We start from the raw sequence: 18,171 nt of genomic DNA, 5'->3' as shown, positions 1-18,171 counted from the left end.
TTTCTATAATACCAGATATGGTTCTTATAAGCAAGTTTTTATTTGAAATAGATAGCATCAAATTACTGTAGACCAAAGAAAAGTATAACCATAAAATATATCAATAAATAAAGAAGCTATCTAACATATGCTAAATGTTAGATAGCTTATAGAATATGATGTAGTATATTATAATGTACTAAATCATATTCCGGTTTTACTCCTTAATACTGCCCAGCGCAACTCCCTCTATTATATACTTTGATAGTATAAAATATATTATAAATAGAGGCAACACCGTCAAAGACAATCCTAAATATATTGAGCCATACTCCGTCTTATAGATGTCTCCACGCAATAGGCTTACCATTATAGGCATTGTGTATTTATCACGATCAGTAAGCAATATCATCGGCGTAAATAAATTGTTCCAACTTCCCACAAAGGCGAAAATTGCCTGTGTAGCCATGGCCGGTTTTGCAATCGGCAAAATCATCCTATTAAATATACTAAACTCGCCAGCACCGTCTATTCGTGCAGAATCAACAAGATCCAATGATAGCGCGCCAAGTAAATATTGTCTCATAAAGAATACTGCCGTAGGTGAAGCTATCGCTGGTAATATCAGTGGTAAAAAACTGTTAGTCCAATGAAGTTTATACATAAACTGATAAAAACCGATACCAGATACCTGTGCAGGAATCATCATAATTGCCATTATAAATGTGAAAAATGGCTGACGCATTCTCCAATCGTATGCTACTAATGCATAGGCAGTAAGTAATGAAAAGTACACAGTGCAAATTGTCGCACCTGAAGATATTATTAGCGAATTTAAAAAACCCTTAGCTGGATTAAAACTCTTTCCACGCAGGATGTTTAGATTGCTTACAAAATGATTGGAAGGCAATAATGATATGGAATTCTGTTGAATCTCATATGTTCCCCGCGTCGCGTTCATAAACATAATCCAAAATGGTAATATGCTTAAAATACCCAGTAAAATGCAAACAATATATTTAATTATTATCGCTGCATAGCTAGAGCGAGATTTTTTATTATTATATTCCATACCGTTGACCTCCTTCCAGGATTTTCCCATTTTTTTGTTTTAATGCTTTCTTTGCTTCTTTTTTTCGTTGTACTTCGTATTTATCACGCATAATATAGAAAAGTATACCTGACAATATCACCGCTATAACAAACATAATCATACTTGCAGCTGCTGCACGATTATACATATAGCTCCCGCTGAACGCCTGATTATAAATAAAAACACTTGTTGTTAGTGTAGCGTTATCTGGACCTCCATTCAAAAATAGTTTTGGTATATCGAACATCTGCAAACCACCGATCATACTAGTAACTAACATATAGAGCATTATAGTCCTCAAATTGGGTAGGGTTATATGGAAAAAAGTTTGTGTATTTGTTGCACCATCAATCTCTGCCGCCTCAAAAATTGCAGGGTTTATGCCTGTTACGCCTGCAATAAGCACTATCATGGTATAACCATACCACATCCAAAACTGGATAAATGCCACGATCCCCCTCGCTGTCCACTGATTAATTAGGAAATTAATCGGTTCATCGGATAATCCCAACATCTTGAACAGATCATTAACAGGCCCTTTAGGATACCCAAATAATGAATTGAAAAGTATGGCTATTGTTGCAGCCGTAATAATATTAGGCATATAAAACAAAACTTTAAATACACCTTGACCCCTCATCTTATAACGTTGATTGGTAAACCATGCTGTAAGCATAAGTGCTATAAGAATTTGTGGAATAAAGTTAATAACCCATATCACCGCTGTATTTGATAGCGATTTTATAAAAGATGGATTTTTGAGGACAGCCTTAAAATTCATAAAAGGATCCTCCAAAAATTTAATATCCGTCCTGCCCAATCCTTTAAGATCGGTAAAACCGATAACAGCAGTATAGATTATAGGATACAGCGAAAATATAAGGAATATGACTACGAAAGGTATAGAAAATATATAACCATATTTAGCATAGCTAACGCTTTTTCTTTTCAAATGAATTCACCTCCGGTAAAGCATAAACAACATTAATGATAACGTAAAATTGGGCAGACGGAAGTACCGCCCGCCCAGTAATATTAAACTACTCCACAATAATATCAAGATTATCAGCAACTTGCTGCTTGAAATCAGCTATAGCCTGTTCGCGGCTCTTATTACCGGCAGTATACTCACGTACCTGCTCACGCCAGTAGGTGTTGATTGTCTCGTCATATTGTGTCAAGTTTGTTCCGGTAGCAAATTCACCTGCAGGAACGAATACATCAAACATATTCTGCCCACCCAAGAAGTCAAGTGCACCGTCAGACTTCTTCATAACTGTACCAGAAGCAACTGTATCCTTTGTACCTTCGGGACCGTTGAGGGTACCATTAGCCCAGAAGTATTGAAGCCCGGTTTCAGAACTGTCAAGGGTAATCCATTTAATTATATCACCCACAGCAGCCTTTACCTTGCTGTCCTTATTTGCTAGCACCCATGTACCTCCCCAGAAGAATCCAACTGGTGGCTCACATACTGCCCAATCACCGTATGTTCCCTCACCTGGTTTCTCTCCACCGGAATTTCCCGCCATAACATAGTTAATGAGCCATGCAGGGCCAAAGAAACCAAATATTTTCTGAGGACCAGCATCTTTCATATCAGCGTACCAAGCATCCTGCCAATCCTGGGTATCATTATGATAACCATTGTCCTTGAGTTTCTTAGAGAGATCTAAGAATTCCTCACGTAGGGGATCGATATAAAGCTTGCCATCTACAATCCAACCCTTTTCTGAACTGTTTTCAACTGCATGCCATATATCACCATCGCCAGATACAATACCATAGCCCTTTGCTTTAAGATCTTTAGCAGCATCAAAGAACTTATCCCAACCAGGCCCTACTTTATCCTTGATAGTTGCAGGATCATCAGTACCCCAAACATCTTTCGCAATAGAACGGCGATATATGAACGCACCACCGGTAGCCTGATATCCGAGTCCTACAAGATCATCATTAGGATTTGTGCCTATATCAATCGTATATTGGGCAATGTCAGCCTCTTTTATAAGGTTATCCACATCAATACCAAGATCTTTATAGGGTGCGGCATAGCTAGAGGCATCACCTTGTGTGTACTTTAATACAAACGCAGCCTCTGCACAATAAATGTCTGGAGCATCCTCGCCGCCACTTGCAAGTGCTTGATCGAGGGCAGGTTGATATGCACCATCTGTAGTAGCTATAATAGTAGTCTTAATTTCATAAGGAAAATCAGGGTTAAGCTCCTTGTACTTTTCAAGCATATTAGGAACTTCGTCGGTAAAACTCCAAAGGTTTATAACCTTCACATTAGGATCGTTGGTGACTTCCTTAGTATCTTTGTCATTGTCTTTGTCTTTGTCCTTATCATTGTCTTTATCTTTAGATTCATCAGTATCTTTGACATTAGAAGAATCGGCGTCACCCACCGTCCCCTCTCCTTCTTTCTTTTCACAACCTGCTAATGTAACAGACATAATCAGTATACAGACTAAAAAAATAGCCAAAATACGTTTTTTCATGATTTCCCTCCTCTAATTTTTTGTGAATTTTTCACAAAAGATTTGCTTTTAAATAGTAGTATATAACATACATTCTAAATACTCTACTCAAATATTACTAGTTATTAATCAAATATTACCAAACGTAAAATGGTTAATATACTTTAACTTTTAACCTGTATCACAATTATTTAGGTAAAGAGTTTTATACTCCGTGGGAGTACAATGCTTTTTAGTTCTGAATAAACGGTTAAATGTCGCGATGCTACCAAAACCTGATTTCATAGCAACCTGCATTATGGGTAAATCTGTTTCCAGCAATAATTTTTCAGCATGCATGATCCTACAATTGTTCAAATAATCATACCAAGATATATCCATACTCTGTTTAAAAAGGCGTGCGAAATTAGATTTGCTGAATCCGGCAACGTTTGCTACATCATCTATCTTGATATTCTCAGTACAATTTCCGTTTATATATCTACACACATCATCTAACCATTCCATATATTTAATCGGCTTCTTACACTTTATATTTGATAACTTATTATCATTATATGTATAATATCTTCCCAGAATGGTGAAAAAACGTAGTAGCATGGAATAAATCGATGGCTCTCTAAATGGCAGGGTGGAAAAATATTCCGTTGTCATACTTAAAATAAGTGATGAAAGCTCTTTACGCATATTGGACATTGAAGAAGAAGTGACGGTCACGCAAGGATAAAACATATATAACTCTTTATTTAAATCGTCCAAATTACCAAACATAAAACGATCAAACTGCATTATAATCCGATACCCAGTAGATGGGGCATATAATTGATGTAATGTGTTTGAAGGGATAATGATAATATCTTGAGGATTTAGATTGTACATCTCTTCATCTATGACTACCTTATATATGTTTTCAACAGGCATTATGATTTCAAAAGCATTATGACAGTGCTGCGGATAATCTTCATATTGCTCATTCCAGTAAATTCGCATTTTAAAATCATCATGATAATTTACAGTTTCATAGATCCCGTTTAAACTCTCGATCATAGAAATAATCCTCCTTAATTTGCTAAATAAAGTGGATAAGGCCTTTGATTCCAGACCTTTAAGCGTTATGAAGTCCACATAAAGTGATAACTTGTTTTATCGGTAAATTCTGTTTAACCAATACCCTAGTTAATAATCTACTAAGGCAATATATCAGTATTCCATCTCCAATATGCCACCTTTTACTTCAAACTCACATGACAATACCTTTTTGCCTGTTAGAACTTCACTTCGTTTATCAGGTTGCTGCCCTCCTACATATACCCTAAATTGACCAGGTTCAAGTAAGCATCTGCCTTGTTCATCTATCAAAGCCATCTGTCTAGGTGCTATATTAAACTCTATTGTCTTCTTCTCTGAAGGCCCTAAATGTATACGTTTAACTCCCCTAAGCTCCCATATAGGTACATCTACAGAGGCCTCTATGTCCTTTAAATATAATTGTACTACTTCATCCCCTGCTATAAAACCAACATTTTCAACATCAACTTTTACATTTATACCTTCTCCTACTTTTATGATATCAGAATTTAACCTTAAGTTGCTATATTCAAATGTCGTATAACTAAGGCCATATCCAAAGGGATATAAAGATTCTTTCTCCATAAACCTATATGTTCTACCCTTCATATTATAGTCTGTAAATGGAGGTATATCATCTAAAGATTTGACAAAAGTTACAGGTAGACGACCTGCTGGGTTATAATCTCCAAATATAACATCAGCTACTGCGTTTCCACCCTGTTCTCCAGGATACCAAGCCTCTAGTATTGCGGGTATATTTTCCTGTGCCCAGTTGATAGATAGGGGACTGCCATTTAATATAACCAATACCACTGGTTTACCTAAGCTATATATAGTTTTCAAAAGTTCTTCTTGTAATCCTGGAAGATCTAATTTTGTCCTATCGCCTCCTCCATCAGATTCAGCTACCTCTCCTTCTTCCCCTTCCAATGCAGGAGATATACCCATACACATAATAACTGCATCTGCACGTTCGGCAGCGGCTATAGCTTCAGCAAATCCCTTAGTGGGTTTAGCTCCCCAATATCCTTCAGATGTATTGGCTAGTTCGCAGCCTTCTGCATATAAAACTTTAGTGTCAGGAGATACCTTTCTTCTAATCCCATCAAGTACCGTCACATACTCTGAAGGAGTACCGCTATAATTGCCTAATAGTATTTTTTGGGATTGAGCATTAGGTCCTATAACAGCAATAGTCCCCAACGTCTTGCTTAAAGGCAGCAAATTGCCTTCATTTTTCAACAATACCATAGATTCTCTAGCAGTATCCAATGCCAATTGTATATGCTCATTACAGTTATTTACCTCGTAAGGTATCTGAGTATATGGTACTTCTTCTTCTGGATCAAACATTCCCAATTTGAAACGGGCCATAAATAATCTTTTTACTGAAACATCTACCTCTTCCTCAGTTATAAGACCTTCCTGTATTGCTTTTAATAAATTCTTAAATATTTTCCCGCAACATAAATCACAACCATTTTTAAATGCCATAGCTGCTGCTTCTTCCGGACTGGATGCTACTTTATGGGGTTCATATATATCCTCTATAGCACCACAGTCAGATACTACAAATCCTTCAAATCCCCAGTCATCCCTCAAAATTTTTTGCAGCAGAGTAGGACTAGCACAACAAGGCTCGTCATTTGTTCTGTTATAAGCACCCATAATTGAATATGCTTTTCCCTCTTTTACAGTTTCTTTAAAAGCCGGTAGATATGTCTCATACATGTCTTTTTTATTAACCTTAGCATTAAATTCATGCCTAAGAGATTCTGGTCCACTATGTACTGCATAATGCTTAGGTGTGGCAACTGTTTTTAAATATTTAGGATGATCCCCTTGCAATCCCTTAACAAAGGCAACTCCCATTCTACCTGTAAGATATGGATCTTCTCCATAAGTTTCTTGTCCCCTTCCCCAACGTGGATCACGAAATATATTTATATTAGGAGACCAAAAAGTCAGTCCCTTATATATACCACGATCCCCTTGGCGGGTAAATTCATGATATTTTGCCCTACCTTCATCAGATATAGCTACGGCTACTTTATATACAAGATCCTGATTAAAAGAGGCTGCCATTCCAATAGCTTGAGGAAAAACAGTAGCTACTCCTGCCCTAGCAACACCATGTATACATTCATTCCACCAGTTATATTCAGGAATACCTAAACTTGATATGGCAGAAGCATTATAGACCAGTTGAGACACTTTTTCTTCTAGAGATAAATGTTTTACCAGATCCTCTACCCTTTCTTCAAAATCCTTAGTTGTATCCTTATACAATGGTACATCTTCCATGCTCTTATCCATACTGCTACCCTCCTATTATATTTTAAATAGGCTAAGCTTTAACTGTTACAACATATGATGCAATACAAAATCTGATTTTTAAAATAATAATACTTTGATACAATTAATGAATATTTGTCTATTAGTGATTTTATTAGTTCATTCAATGAACTTACTATAATGTAGTATATCAACACATTTGGTATTTGTCAATATATTGATCCAAATTTTCCTGTTCTTCTAAATTATTTCTAATTTGCAATATTAAATGTACTACCTCTTAACAAGGCCATGTCTATCTATTCAGCTACTCGTATGAAAAAATACTTATCCAATATGCCTTTATGTACTCCTGCCACTCTCTGCAGGCCAAATATTCATATTTTAAAAATTTTGTACCATTATGCTTTATATTACGAACCAAAACCTGAAAAAAGTTGATGCAAAAACCGATAAATTAAGGTAATATTATAGTAAATAAAAATAATGCAATTTATATACTAGGAAATCCATAATAATACTTTTAAAATACAGGAGGCATAAATTTTTATGAAAAAATTATATATTCTACTTCTATGCATGGTGTTAATACTTACATCCTGCAGCCAACAAAGTCCCATTGATAGTAGTAAGGCCTTTGTGGAACAGTGGAAGAACGGCAAGTATGATGATATGTACGGGCTTTTATCTGAATCATCTAAAGGAAAAATATCGAAAGAAGATTTTACTTCAAGATACAACAAGATATTTTCAGCAATAGGACTTAAGGATATGGAACAAACCTTCGGAGAAGAGATGGTAGAAAAGGATACTGCATATATACCTGTAGATATCACATTCCATACAAATACCATATCCTCATTTAAACAGAGCTACACCATCCCCCTTGTAAAGGAAAAAAGCGGCTGGAAAATAGACTGGTCTACAAAGTTAATATTCCCTTCATTAGAGGATGACGAAGGTGTATACATAGAAGAGGTACGCCCTAAAAGGGGAAGTATACTGGATAGGTATCAAAATGCCATGGCATTAGATGGAGAAGCCTATACTGTTGGAGCGGTTCCAGGTTCTATACCGGATAAGGAAGAATTTGCAAAAAACCTTGGATCCATCATCGAAGTCACTCCCGATTATATACTAAAGCAATTATCGCAAAAATGGGTAAAGGACGATACCTTCGTACCACTAAAATCCTATCCCATAAATATATCTGACGAATTTAAAAATCAAATATTAGCAGTAAAGGGAGTAAAACTATCTAGCAAGCACATAATCACGAGGCAATATCCCTATGAAGATACTGCTGCCCATATCACTGGTTACGTTCAAAAAGCAAATAAGGAGGATATGGAAAAACACCCAGAGCGGGGATATGATGAAAACAGTCTTATAGGCAGAAGTGGTATAGAACGATCTATGAACGATATATTATCTGGGAAAAAAGGATATACCATATATATAAAAGACAAAGATAAAAAGAAGAAATCTGACATAGCAAAACTTGATGTAGAACATGGCGACAATGTAGTATTATCCATAGATGGAGAGCTCCAAACACTATCTAGCAAACTTTTAGATGGTCAAAAGGGCTCCATAGTAGTCCTTCAACCCATAACCGGAGAAGTACTCACCATGGCAAGCAATCCATCCTATGATCCTAATCCGTTCCCGCTTGGGATATCCTCATCCCAGTGGGAAGCCCTTTCAAATAATGAGGATAAACCCTTTGTAAACCGTGCTATTTCCGCCTATACACCTGGTTCAACCCTAAAACCGTTTATAGCTGCAATGGGGCTTACCGAAGGGGCCATTACACCCCATACCATAGTAGAAGAAGCTAAAAACACTACATGGCGCCCTTCCGATGAATGGGGTGATAGGGCAATACACCGTACTCCACATCCTGATGGGCCTGTAAATCTTAGAAATGCCATCGTATGGTCGGATAATATATATTTTGCATGGACAGCCCTAAATCTCGGTGGACCTAATATAGAAAAGTATGCAAAGCTATACAGCTTTGGCGTAGATGTACCATTTCCATTGCAGGTTGCCCCTTCCCAAATAAAAAAAGGTGCATCCCCATGGATCGAACCATTAGTTGCCGACACTGGTTATGGTCAGGGAGAGGTTCTTATATCTCCCTTGCAGCTTGCATCTATGTATACGGTATTCTCCAATAATGGCAGCATGGTATGGCCCAAACTGGTAAATAAGACTACCGATTCAGAAGAAAATATAAAATCCTCATTTGGACGGAATATGGCTCGAAATAATATGATAGATGGGAAAACCAATGAGATATTACTTGCAGCCCTTATAGACACAGTTGAGGATCCAAGCGGTACAGCCCATGGCATTAAAATGCCAAATATAAAATTAGCCGCAAAAACCGGTACAGCCCAAATAAATGAAGAAAAAGACAAGGAAATAGCATGGATAGTAGCTTTTACAGTAGATCAAACAGAAAACCCCCTGCTCGTATGCATAGCACTTGAAGTACCAGCAAATCAGGGGGCAATAAAGATAGATATTGCTAAAAAAATATTCGAAACATATTATAATAGATAATTATTTTATCATTTCACGTACCCTTAATGTAGCGCCTACATCCTCGGCTATCCTTCTACATGCTTCTATGTCTTCCTCAGGTAGTATATCCACTACAGATAATACTACATTTGGGATAACCTTACTACACTCCCTAGCAAAGTCAAGCATACCATAGAAGCCTTCCTCTCCATAATCAGAATGGCAAACCTCTTCATATTCCTTTGCATTTTTGGCATTAAGGCTGATAGATACGGTATCTATCAGCCCCTTTAATTTGGGCACCACATTATATCCATGGTATAGATTGGCTTGTCCATTGGTATTTATCCTTGTTGTACCACCTTTTCCCTTTATCCATTTGGCTACCTCTATAATTTCATCTAGCTTTATAGTCGGTTCCCCGTAACCACAGAAAACTATTTCATCATACTTAATGGGATCCTCTATAAGCTTTATGATCTCCTCTGCTGTAGGTTCCTTCTCAAGCCAAAGATCATATCCTCCAATCTTGTCACCGTCTTCATTTCTTACGCAAAAGCTACATCTATTGGTACATCTGTTGGTCAAATTTACATAAAGGGAATCCCCTAGCTGATATACATAAATATTATCCATTCTCATCTTTCCTCCACATATCTAAGATTGAATCGGGGTAGAAACCTTAGGAAAAGCCTTGGGGATATTTTGAGCCGTTATATATCCAATATCTTCCCCATTCATATTCCTTAGCTCACCTATCCTTTGGGCTACCAGTGATACATATCCCGGGTCATTTCTCTGCCCTCTATATGGCACAGGGGTCATATAGGGACTATCGGTCTCAATCAATAGGCGATCAAGGGGAATATTTTGTGCCACTTCTACCGGTCGCCTAGCATTTTTAAAGGTGACTGATCCTCCAAGGGCTATATAAAACCCATAGTCCATAAATACTTTAGCCAGTTCCCAACTACCTGAAAAGCAATGCATAACGCCACCCTTTATCATATCCCTATGGTCTTTTATTATATCCACCATATCACCATGGGCATCCCTGTCATGTATTATTATAGGGAGGTCTAAACGATATGCAAGCTCTATTTGATTTATAAATTCTTCTTTTTGCCTATCCTTAGGTGAAAAATCATAATAATAATCAAGGCCTATCTCACCTATGGCCACCACTTTAGGATGGCTAGCCATAGAGGCGAGAATATCCATATCTTCGTCCTTTACTTCTCCCGCCTCATGGGGGTGTATACCCACTGCTGCATATATAAAATCATACTCCTCTGCAAGCTCAACTGCCTTTTTGGAGCTATCAATGGAATCCCCCGGATCTATCACCCCGCATATGCCACGTTTTTTTAGGCCTTCTATCACTTCATGTCTATCTTCATCAAATTTTTCATCATCCAGATGGGCATGACTATCAAAATACATCTAAATCACCTCAGCTTATAAAGCTGCCACTTTCTATATTACCATCCACTGTAACCAAAACCAGATTATCCTCGTCATCGGAGGCTGCAAGTATCATTCCTTCCGATTTCTCCCCACGAAGCTTTACTGGCTTTAGATTGGCTACCAATACTACCTTCTTACCAATTAGCTCTGACGGCTCATAATATTTTGCAATCCCAGAAACTACCTGACGTTTTTCGTCCCCAAGTTCTAGTTGTAGCTTCAAAAGCTTGTCAGCCTTTTTTACTTTTTCAGCTTCCACAATTTTTGCTACCCTTAATTGTATTTTATCAAACTCGTCAATGGTAATATAATCCGTTTTATTATCCTTTTCTTGAACATTTTCCGTATCTTTTTTAACTTGTTTATTATCTATATCCTTAGCTTTTTTCTGAACCTGTGTCAAATGCTCTATCTCCTTTTCCATATCAAGTCTTGGGAATATGACATCTCCCCTATGCACCTCTGTCCCAGGCTTTATAGCTCCAAAAGCCTGTAGGCTATCCCAGGTCATATTATGTGCCTCTTTTATACCCAGTTGCCTTTGCATCTCTACCGGAGTATGGATCATGAAAGGGGATATGAGTACCGATATAAACCTCAATGACTCTGCCAGATTATACATTACAGTCTTAAGCCTATCCTTTTTATCTTCATCCTTTGCTAGTACCCACGGCACGGTTTCATCTATATACTTATTGGTTCGGGATACTAATTTCCATATCTCAGATAAGGCATTACTTATCTGCAAAGCATCCATCATCTCTTCTACTCGCTTAGGTGCATCAAGGGCAACGGCCTTTAAATCCTTATCCACATCTTCCTCAACGGCGGGAGCAGGTATAATACCGTCAAAATATTTATCTATCATGGCAATAGTACGGCTCAATAGATTTCCCAGATCGTTTGCCAAATCAGAATTTATACGATTTACTAGCGCTTCATTTGAAAATACGCCATCGGAACCAAAGGGCACTTCCCTCAATAGAAAATATCTTATGGCATCTGAACCATATCGGTCTATAAGGACTACAGGATCCACCACATTACCCTTGGATTTTGACATCTTACCCCCTTCAAGTATGAGCCAACCATGCCCAAATACCTGTCTAGGAAGTGGCAAATCAAGGGCCATGAGCATTGCAGGCCATATAATGGTATGAAATCTTACTATCTCCTTACCTACGAGATGAACATCTGCCGGCCAATATTTTTTATACTTACTGTCATCATCGGTCATAAAACCTAATGCAGTAATATAGTTAGAGAGGGCATCAACCCATACATATATTACATGATCCTTATCGAATGTTACCGGTATACCCCATTTAAATGAAGTACGAGATACACAAAGATCCTCCAAACCGGGTTTTAAGAAGTTATTTATCATCTCATTTTGTCTGGATTGGGGTTGTATAAATTCATCATGGGATTTAATATAATCTATAAGGGGTTGTTGGTATTTTGAGAGTTTAAAAAAGTACGCCTCTTCCCTTACAAGTTCCACATCCCGGCCACAATCTGGGCATTTGCCGTCTTCAAGCTGTCTCTCTGTCCAGAATGATTCACATGGGGTACAATACCAACCCTTATATTCACCCTTGTATATATCCCCCTGATCATAGAGCTTCTTAAATATCTTTTGTACCACCACTTCATGTCTCTTGTCCGTAGTACGTATAAAATCATCATATGATATATCCATCATATTCCATAATTTTTTGATACCATCCACTATATGATCCACATACGCCTTTGGAGTAACACCCTTGGCTTTAGCAATCTTTTCTATCTTTTGTCCATGTTCGTCCGTACCTGTCAAAAACATCACATCATAGCCAGTAAGTCTTTTAAACCTAGCCATGGCATCGGCTGCTACCGTAGTATATGAATGACCTATATGCAACTTGTCACTTGGATAATATATGGGGGTTGTGATATAAAACGTTTTTTTATCTGACATAAAACCATCCCTTCCTTTTTATAAAAAATATAAACCCCTCACTCCATAAGGGGCGAGGGGTATGTTTCGCGGTACCACCCTGATTTTCTCCCGCCTTGCGGCAAAGAGACTCAAAGACGACATAATCGTCCCATCCTAATAACGGAGATGTCCGTGGCGACCTACTAACCTTTCAGCCACCCCGCTCAGGGGCCATGTTCAACAATCCAGCTCTGCCGCCGGCTCTCACCTTATCCGGCTCTCTTTTGGGCATATGGATATTGTCTACTCTTCCCTTCATAGCGTTTATATCTGTTTATATATATTTTTATACCTTTTCAATAAATATATGCAATTATTGCGCTTTTGTCAATATATATTTTTTATAACGCCGTCCTTATACATGGGCACAATAGGGGCCCTGTTTGGAGTTAAGCAATATTTTAAATCATCTGTAAATCCCTCTTCCAACAATCTTTTATAGTGATATGTATCCTTTAAGATATCATGCAGTGAAGATTTATTGGATTCATATAAATAAAGGCAAACCATTGCCAAATCATCCAAAGAAAGTTGTGCACCCTTTGACTTTAAACGGCTTATAATAGCTCCTACCGCTATTATATCATCCAAGGAAAAACGGCCTTCCGTACCTGCACATACAAATGCAACATCAGCATCCAAATCCAAAAGAGCACCACATAGTGCATCGGCATTTATAATGGAACCTATCAATACCTTTTTTGCATCTCCCGCCTGTTTTATGGCCTTTGTCCCATTGGTGGTAGTAAATATTATGGTATTGCCTTCCACCTTGTCCCTGGTATATTCAAGTGGAGAATTCGACAGATCAAAACCCTCTATCTTTACCGCATTTCTCTCCCCGCCTAGCAAAAAAGCATCCCGTTCATAGTTTTTGGTCATAACCATGGCCTCTTCTATATCCATAACCGGAATTACCTCTTTGCAACCGTTATAAAGGGCGGTTATGATAGTACTAGTAGCCCTTAAAACATCCACTACTACCACCACTTTATCCTTTATTTCCTTCTCGATTACACTATCCCTCGTCGGGTATACATCTACTGTCATAGCTCCGTATAAGCCTCCATCTTTATATAATATATATACACCATTCTTTTATGATACCAAAAATAAATCAAAATAACAAGAAATTTATGTTCCAAACACCAAATTGCATATAAAAACAGAAGCTATAATACCGGCTAAATCAGCCAATAAAGCAGCCCATACCGTATGCCTGGTTTTTCTTATACCTATACTACCAAAGTATACTGACAGGGTATAGAATATGGTCTCTGTAGATCCTGCCATGGTAGAAGCTACCCGCCCTATAAATGAATCCGGTCCATATTCATTTAAAAGCTCAGCCAGCATACCAGTAGATGCTGCACCTGACATGGGCCGCATAATTGCTAAAGGCATCACTTCGGCAGGTATGCCTAAAAAACTGGTAATGGGAGATAAAAATCCTACAAGCATATCCATTGCACCTGATGCACGAAATATGGATATGGCCACAAACATGGCCACTAAATATGGAAGCACCTTTATCACCGTAGAAATCCCTTCAGCCGCCCCTTCTATAAAGGTATCATATACATCTATATCCTTTACATATCCATATGCCAATACTATGAATATAAAAAAGGGAATGGCCATGGAGGATAGCCATTTTATAAAACTCACAGAAACACCTCACATGTATCTACTAAGTATCTTTGCGCTTATAATACCGACTATAGTAGAACAAAGAGTAGCGATAAGAGCTGTACCTACTATCTCGGCAGGATTTTGTGATCCTGCTGCGGTACGCAAAGCCACCACTGTTGCAGGAATAAGCTGCACTGAAGAAGTATTTATTACCAAAAACATGGCCATGGCATTGGTAGCTGTATGCCTATCTTTATTAAGATCTTGAAGATTTTCCATAGCCTTTAGACCAAATGGAGTTGCAGCGTTTCCAAGCCCTAACATATTAGCTATGATGTTCATGGTCATGGCACCCATTGCCGGATGATCTTTAGGTACATCAGGAAATAAAAACCCCATTATACCACCCATCCTCTTTGATAATGCCTTAACCAGCCCAGCCCGCTCAGCAACTTTTATAAGACCCAGCCACAAGCAATATGCGCCTATGAGTCCAAAGCTTATCTCTACCGCCTTTGCCGCCCCTTCTAAGGCTGCCTGAGTTACAACTTCTATATTACCCTGTAAAAAGGCAATAATAATACCACATATAATTAGGAAAAGCCATATCAATCCGGCCATATATACACACCCTTTTTGTCCTACTTCCTAATTAATATGTGGTAATAGTTGTCCATTATAACTTCAACAGATTACTTTCATAGGGTACTAGAAAGAAATTTTTTAACATCTATAATTCTTTGATTGGATGATCCCGTATACTTAAGGGGATTATCCACAAGGTTTTTATCAAATTTACCATCTACCAATATATCTACTTCCTTCAGTAATGCAATTTTTTTATCATCACCGCTATTTATTATATCCTCAATTTTATATCCGGTATAACACCATATATCTAGTCCCTTTTCCTTTATTTTTAAGGCCAGCTCATGGAGAGCCTCGGCCTGTTCAAAAGGCTCCCCACCGGAAAAAGTTACCCCTTTTATCAATGGCATATTATCCTCTATTTTTTTCAGAATATCCCCTACATCCATCCTTTTGCCATATTGAAAATCCTGCATCTCCCTATTATGGCATCCATCGCAGTTATGCCTGCACCCGGATACAAAAACTACGAACCTAAGACCCTCCCCGTTTACCAGAGAGTTATCTAAAAATCCCGCTATTTGAAGATCCATATATATTCCTCCTTAAGGGATAAAAACAAGGTTTAATAATTATGTTTGTTTGTAGTGTGGGATATCCTATCCTTCCTCTCTGCCACCTTGCCTTCTCCAAACCTTTCATCTAAACTCAGATATCCAGTAACCCTTGATATACCCTGAATATTAGTACTACCGCATTTTGGACAATTATCATGCTCAGCTTCCACCCTGCAGCCACAATCTCTGCAGTATTTCATATGAAAATTTATACCCACATAATTTATATTTGTTTCGTTATAGGCATAGTCTATTATGCTCTTTATTACATCCAATGTAGGATAGTCGTCCAACTCAATATATGTTATATGTCCACCATTGCATAATGCATGGTATGGAGCTTCTATATTAATCTTCTTTTTAATGGATATATTGTAGTATACCGGCACATGGAAGGAGTTTGTGTAGTAATCCTTATCCGTAACCCCTTCTATCTCTCCAAATACCTTCTTATCTTGCTTTATGAATTTACCACTTAACCCTTCTGCCGGAGTTGCATAGCAAGACCAGTTCAAATGGGTTTCCTTGGTCGTTTTATCGGTATATTCCCTAATATGCTTTATTATCTTTATACCTAATTCCTGTGCCTCTTCACTTTCACCATGGTGATGCCCTGTTAAGGCAGTTAAGGTTTCTGCAAGGCCTATAAACCCTATGGCCCAGGTACCCTGTTTTAATATCGGTTCTATGGAATCATCCTCCGATAGCCCTTCCGATCCTTTCATAAGCCCTTGCCCTGCTACAAAAGGAAGATCCTTAACCCTCAAATTCTTTAAGACTTCATATCTATTAAGTAAAGATTCCTTGGCTAATTCCAACCTATCATCAAGCAATTCAAAAAATTTATCCACATCCTTTTTGGCAAGTATGCCTAGCCTAGGCAGATTTATTGTGGTAGGTGCTATATTTCCCCTGCCCTTTACCCCGGGATCTCCATTACAATTAGACATTATATATGTTCTACATCCCATAGTAGCCGGCAGATATCCCATCTCATAATATCTCTTGTTGAAATCTGCATCTATATTCATAAATGTGGGATTCATCCTTTTAGCTGCTACTCTACAAGCCAATTCATACAGATAATAGTATGGATCCCCTGGTTTTTTATTTATTCCATCCTTTATCCTAAAGATTATATTGGGAAATATGGGCTGTTCACCCTTACCTAAGCCTTTTTCATATTCCTCTAGAAAGGCTTCGCATACCAGTGCCGCATCCTCATTCTTTGGAATACCTAAGTTTATGGACGAAAAAGGTACTTGGCTTCCTGCCCTAGAATGCATCGTATTAAGGTTGTATACTATCCCCTGCATTGCCTGATGAACGGACTTCTCAACCTTTTTTTTCGCCAACTCCTTTATATTATCATCTTCCATGCCGTATTCCTTAAGTTCTGCTATAATCTCCCGCCTGGTAGGCTCAACAAAGTCCCCTAAATCGTTGTCAAAATCGGCATGGGACTGTCCCCCAAACATATCGTTTTGCGTTGATTGTAGCAATATACATGAAAGTTCTGCTGCCGATTCTATACGCTTTGGAGTCCTTATACTCCCATACCCTGTATTGAACCCCCGTTTTAAAATTTCCCCCGTAGGTATATGTAGACAATTGGTAGTTAAGTTGTAACTATCCAGATCATGATAATAGATATCCCCATTTTCATGGGCCTTAGCCAGATGTTTAGGCATAACTGCAAGATTGTGCCATTTATTTGATTCACTAGCTATTCTTAAAAGCTTGGCTGAAAAATTATTTCCAACGTTTGCGTTATCCCTATCCGTTTGAACGCCTATCTGTTCAATGGATTTCATAAGATCAGATTTTATTTCCCTTATCTTGTTCCGCTCTCTTCTGTAATTATAAAAAGCTATTCCTACTTTCCTATATCCATTCTGCAATAATATACCTTCTACTATATCCTGAATCTCTTCTACTGTAATACTATCCTTATTTCTTTCCTCTATTTGGGCTATAACATTTCTTGTTAATTCTATTGCCTCACTTTCCTTTAAAGGAAACGCAATCTCCTCTGCTGCACCCTTTATGGCTTTGGTTATTTTATTATAATCAAAATCAACCTTTCTGCCATCCCTCTTCACTACATATAGCATTAAATTACCTCCCGACCACAATATATTGTACTTTGATGATTATACACTATTCTTTTGCGTTTATCAATTTTAAAAAATACTATACTCCAGCTTTAAATCTGTTTTTATCCAATTTAGTATAATTATCTTATTTTATCGTAACATTTTATATATAAACAGTTAAAACAATTGTAACCCTATAATAAAAAAGTTTGGTTCGTTGTATAATTAAATGCAACACCAAAAAAATATAGAACCATAGCGAGAAAATCATGTATAATATTTTTAACCAAAAAAAAATAATACAGTGAGGTGCTCGCTATGGCTAATTCTAATTGTA

The 18,171-nt window shown here is 37.7% G+C and carries 14 protein-coding genes and 1 other annotated feature; of the genes, 1 reads left to right on the top strand and 13 read right to left on the bottom strand.

Annotated elements, in window-relative coordinates; genetic code table 11:
* Window positions 1-196: 196 nt before the first annotated feature.
* The 5 genes from EJN67_RS11695 to EJN67_RS11675 all read right to left on the bottom strand — a co-directional run bounded on the left by EJN67_RS11695 (window position 197) and on the right by EJN67_RS11675 (window position 6,942).
* A complete protein-coding gene (locus EJN67_RS11695) occupies window positions 197-1,051 on the bottom strand; it encodes a carbohydrate ABC transporter permease (RefSeq protein ID WP_129724486.1) in 855 nt (284 codons plus the stop codon).
* The gene (locus EJN67_RS11690) at window positions 1,041-2,024 is read right to left on the bottom strand and encodes a carbohydrate ABC transporter permease (protein WP_129724484.1); all 984 of its coding nucleotides are present in this window, start codon (window positions 2,022-2,024) and stop codon (window positions 1,041-1,043) included. The genes EJN67_RS11695 and EJN67_RS11690 overlap by 11 nt, the downstream gene beginning before the upstream one ends.
* An 88-nt stretch (window positions 2,025-2,112) precedes the next feature.
* The gene (locus EJN67_RS11685; RefSeq protein WP_129724483.1) at window positions 2,113-3,576 is read right to left on the bottom strand and encodes an ABC transporter substrate-binding protein; all 1,464 of its coding nucleotides are present in this window, start codon (window positions 3,574-3,576) and stop codon (window positions 2,113-2,115) included.
* 150 nt (window positions 3,577-3,726) lie between these two features.
* A complete protein-coding gene (locus EJN67_RS11680; RefSeq protein WP_129724482.1) occupies window positions 3,727-4,602 on the bottom strand; it encodes an AraC family transcriptional regulator in 876 nt (291 codons plus the stop codon).
* Window positions 4,603-4,755: 153 nt separating this feature from the next.
* A complete protein-coding gene (locus EJN67_RS11675) occupies window positions 4,756-6,942 on the bottom strand; it encodes a glycoside hydrolase family 3 C-terminal domain-containing protein (protein ID WP_243641300.1) in 2,187 nt (728 codons plus the stop codon).
* 528 nt (window positions 6,943-7,470) lie between these two features.
* Between EJN67_RS11675 and EJN67_RS11670 the strand changes: the two genes are divergently transcribed.
* Complete coding sequence (locus tag EJN67_RS11670) at window positions 7,471-9,492, top strand: penicillin-binding transpeptidase domain-containing protein (RefSeq protein ID WP_129724481.1); 2,022 nt, start codon at window positions 7,471-7,473, stop codon at window positions 9,490-9,492.
* On the opposite strand, the gene EJN67_RS11665 is transcribed toward EJN67_RS11670, so the two are convergent.
* From EJN67_RS11665 to EJN67_RS11630, 8 genes are all read right to left on the bottom strand, one after another.
* Entirely contained in the window at window positions 9,493-10,089 is a 597-nt protein-coding gene (locus EJN67_RS11665; protein WP_129724480.1) for a TatD family nuclease-associated radical SAM protein, read from the bottom strand. It abuts the gene before it with no gap.
* Between the two features lie 21 nt (window positions 10,090-10,110).
* Window positions 10,111-10,896 (bottom strand): TatD family hydrolase, encoded by a 786-nt coding sequence (locus EJN67_RS11660; RefSeq protein ID WP_129724479.1) that lies wholly within the window; start codon window positions 10,894-10,896, stop codon window positions 10,111-10,113.
* 10 nt (window positions 10,897-10,906) lie between these two features.
* Window positions 10,907-12,880, bottom strand: a complete 1,974-nt coding sequence (metG, locus tag EJN67_RS11655) for a methionine--tRNA ligase (RefSeq protein ID WP_129724478.1) — start codon at window positions 12,878-12,880, stop codon at window positions 10,907-10,909.
* A 45-nt stretch (window positions 12,881-12,925) separates the two neighbouring features.
* Window positions 12,926-13,169: a binding site (T-box leader), on the bottom strand.
* A 59-nt stretch (window positions 13,170-13,228) separates the two neighbouring features.
* Complete coding sequence (locus EJN67_RS11650; protein ID WP_129724477.1) at window positions 13,229-13,951, bottom strand: 2-phosphosulfolactate phosphatase; 723 nt, start codon at window positions 13,949-13,951, stop codon at window positions 13,229-13,231.
* 84 nt (window positions 13,952-14,035) lie between these two features.
* Complete coding sequence (locus EJN67_RS11645) at window positions 14,036-14,569, bottom strand: spore maturation protein (protein ID WP_129724476.1); 534 nt, start codon at window positions 14,567-14,569, stop codon at window positions 14,036-14,038.
* 9 nt (window positions 14,570-14,578) lie between these two features.
* Window positions 14,579-15,154, bottom strand: a complete 576-nt coding sequence (locus EJN67_RS11640) for a nucleoside recognition domain-containing protein (RefSeq protein WP_129724475.1) — start codon at window positions 15,152-15,154, stop codon at window positions 14,579-14,581.
* A 77-nt stretch (window positions 15,155-15,231) separates the two neighbouring features.
* Window positions 15,232-15,714: an anaerobic ribonucleoside-triphosphate reductase activating protein gene (nrdG, locus tag EJN67_RS11635; RefSeq protein WP_129724474.1), complete on the bottom strand. Its 483-nt coding sequence runs from the start codon at window positions 15,712-15,714 to the stop codon at window positions 15,232-15,234.
* A gap of 32 nt (window positions 15,715-15,746) precedes the next feature.
* A complete protein-coding gene (locus EJN67_RS11630; RefSeq protein WP_129724473.1) occupies window positions 15,747-17,852 on the bottom strand; it encodes an anaerobic ribonucleoside triphosphate reductase in 2,106 nt (701 codons plus the stop codon).
* Window positions 17,853-18,171 lie beyond the last annotated feature (319 nt).

Source organism: Xylanivirga thermophila (genome assembly GCF_004138105.1).
Lineage (GTDB): Bacteria > Bacillota > Clostridia > Caldicoprobacterales > Xylanivirgaceae > Xylanivirga > Xylanivirga thermophila.
Note: the sequence above shows the minus strand (reverse complement) of the source record. Positions and strands in the feature narration are given on the sequence as shown.

Coding starts and splice junctions, on each gene's coding strand:
- EJN67_RS11660 (WP_129724479.1), bottom strand. CDS start 10,896: ATGTATTTTGATAGTCATGCCCATCTGGATGATGAAAAATTTGATGAA.
- nrdG (WP_129724474.1), bottom strand. CDS start 15,714: ATGGATCTTCAAATAGCGGGATTTTTAGATAACTCTCTGGTAAACGGG.
- EJN67_RS11675 (WP_243641300.1), bottom strand. CDS start 6,942: ATGGATAAGAGCATGGAAGATGTACCATTGTATAAGGATACAACTAAG.
- EJN67_RS11650 (WP_129724477.1), bottom strand. CDS start 13,951: ATGACAGTAGATGTATACCCGACGAGGGATAGTGTAATCGAGAAGGAA.
- EJN67_RS11680 (WP_129724482.1), bottom strand. CDS start 4,602: ATGATCGAGAGTTTAAACGGGATCTATGAAACTGTAAATTATCATGAT.
- EJN67_RS11640 (WP_129724475.1), bottom strand. CDS start 15,154: ATGGCCGGATTGATATGGCTTTTCCTAATTATATGTGGTATTATTATT.
- EJN67_RS11695 (WP_129724486.1), bottom strand. CDS start 1,051: ATGGAATATAATAATAAAAAATCTCGCTCTAGCTATGCAGCGATAATA.
- EJN67_RS11665 (WP_129724480.1), bottom strand. CDS start 10,089: ATGGATAATATTTATGTATATCAGCTAGGGGATTCCCTTTATGTAAAT.
- metG (WP_129724478.1), bottom strand. CDS start 12,880: ATGTCAGATAAAAAAACGTTTTATATCACAACCCCCATATATTATCCA.
- EJN67_RS11685 (WP_129724483.1), bottom strand. CDS start 3,576: ATGAAAAAACGTATTTTGGCTATTTTTTTAGTCTGTATACTGATTATG.
- EJN67_RS11630 (WP_129724473.1), bottom strand. CDS start 17,852: ATGCTATATGTAGTGAAGAGGGATGGCAGAAAGGTTGATTTTGATTAT.
- EJN67_RS11670 (WP_129724481.1), top strand. CDS start 7,471: ATGAAAAAATTATATATTCTACTTCTATGCATGGTGTTAATACTTACA.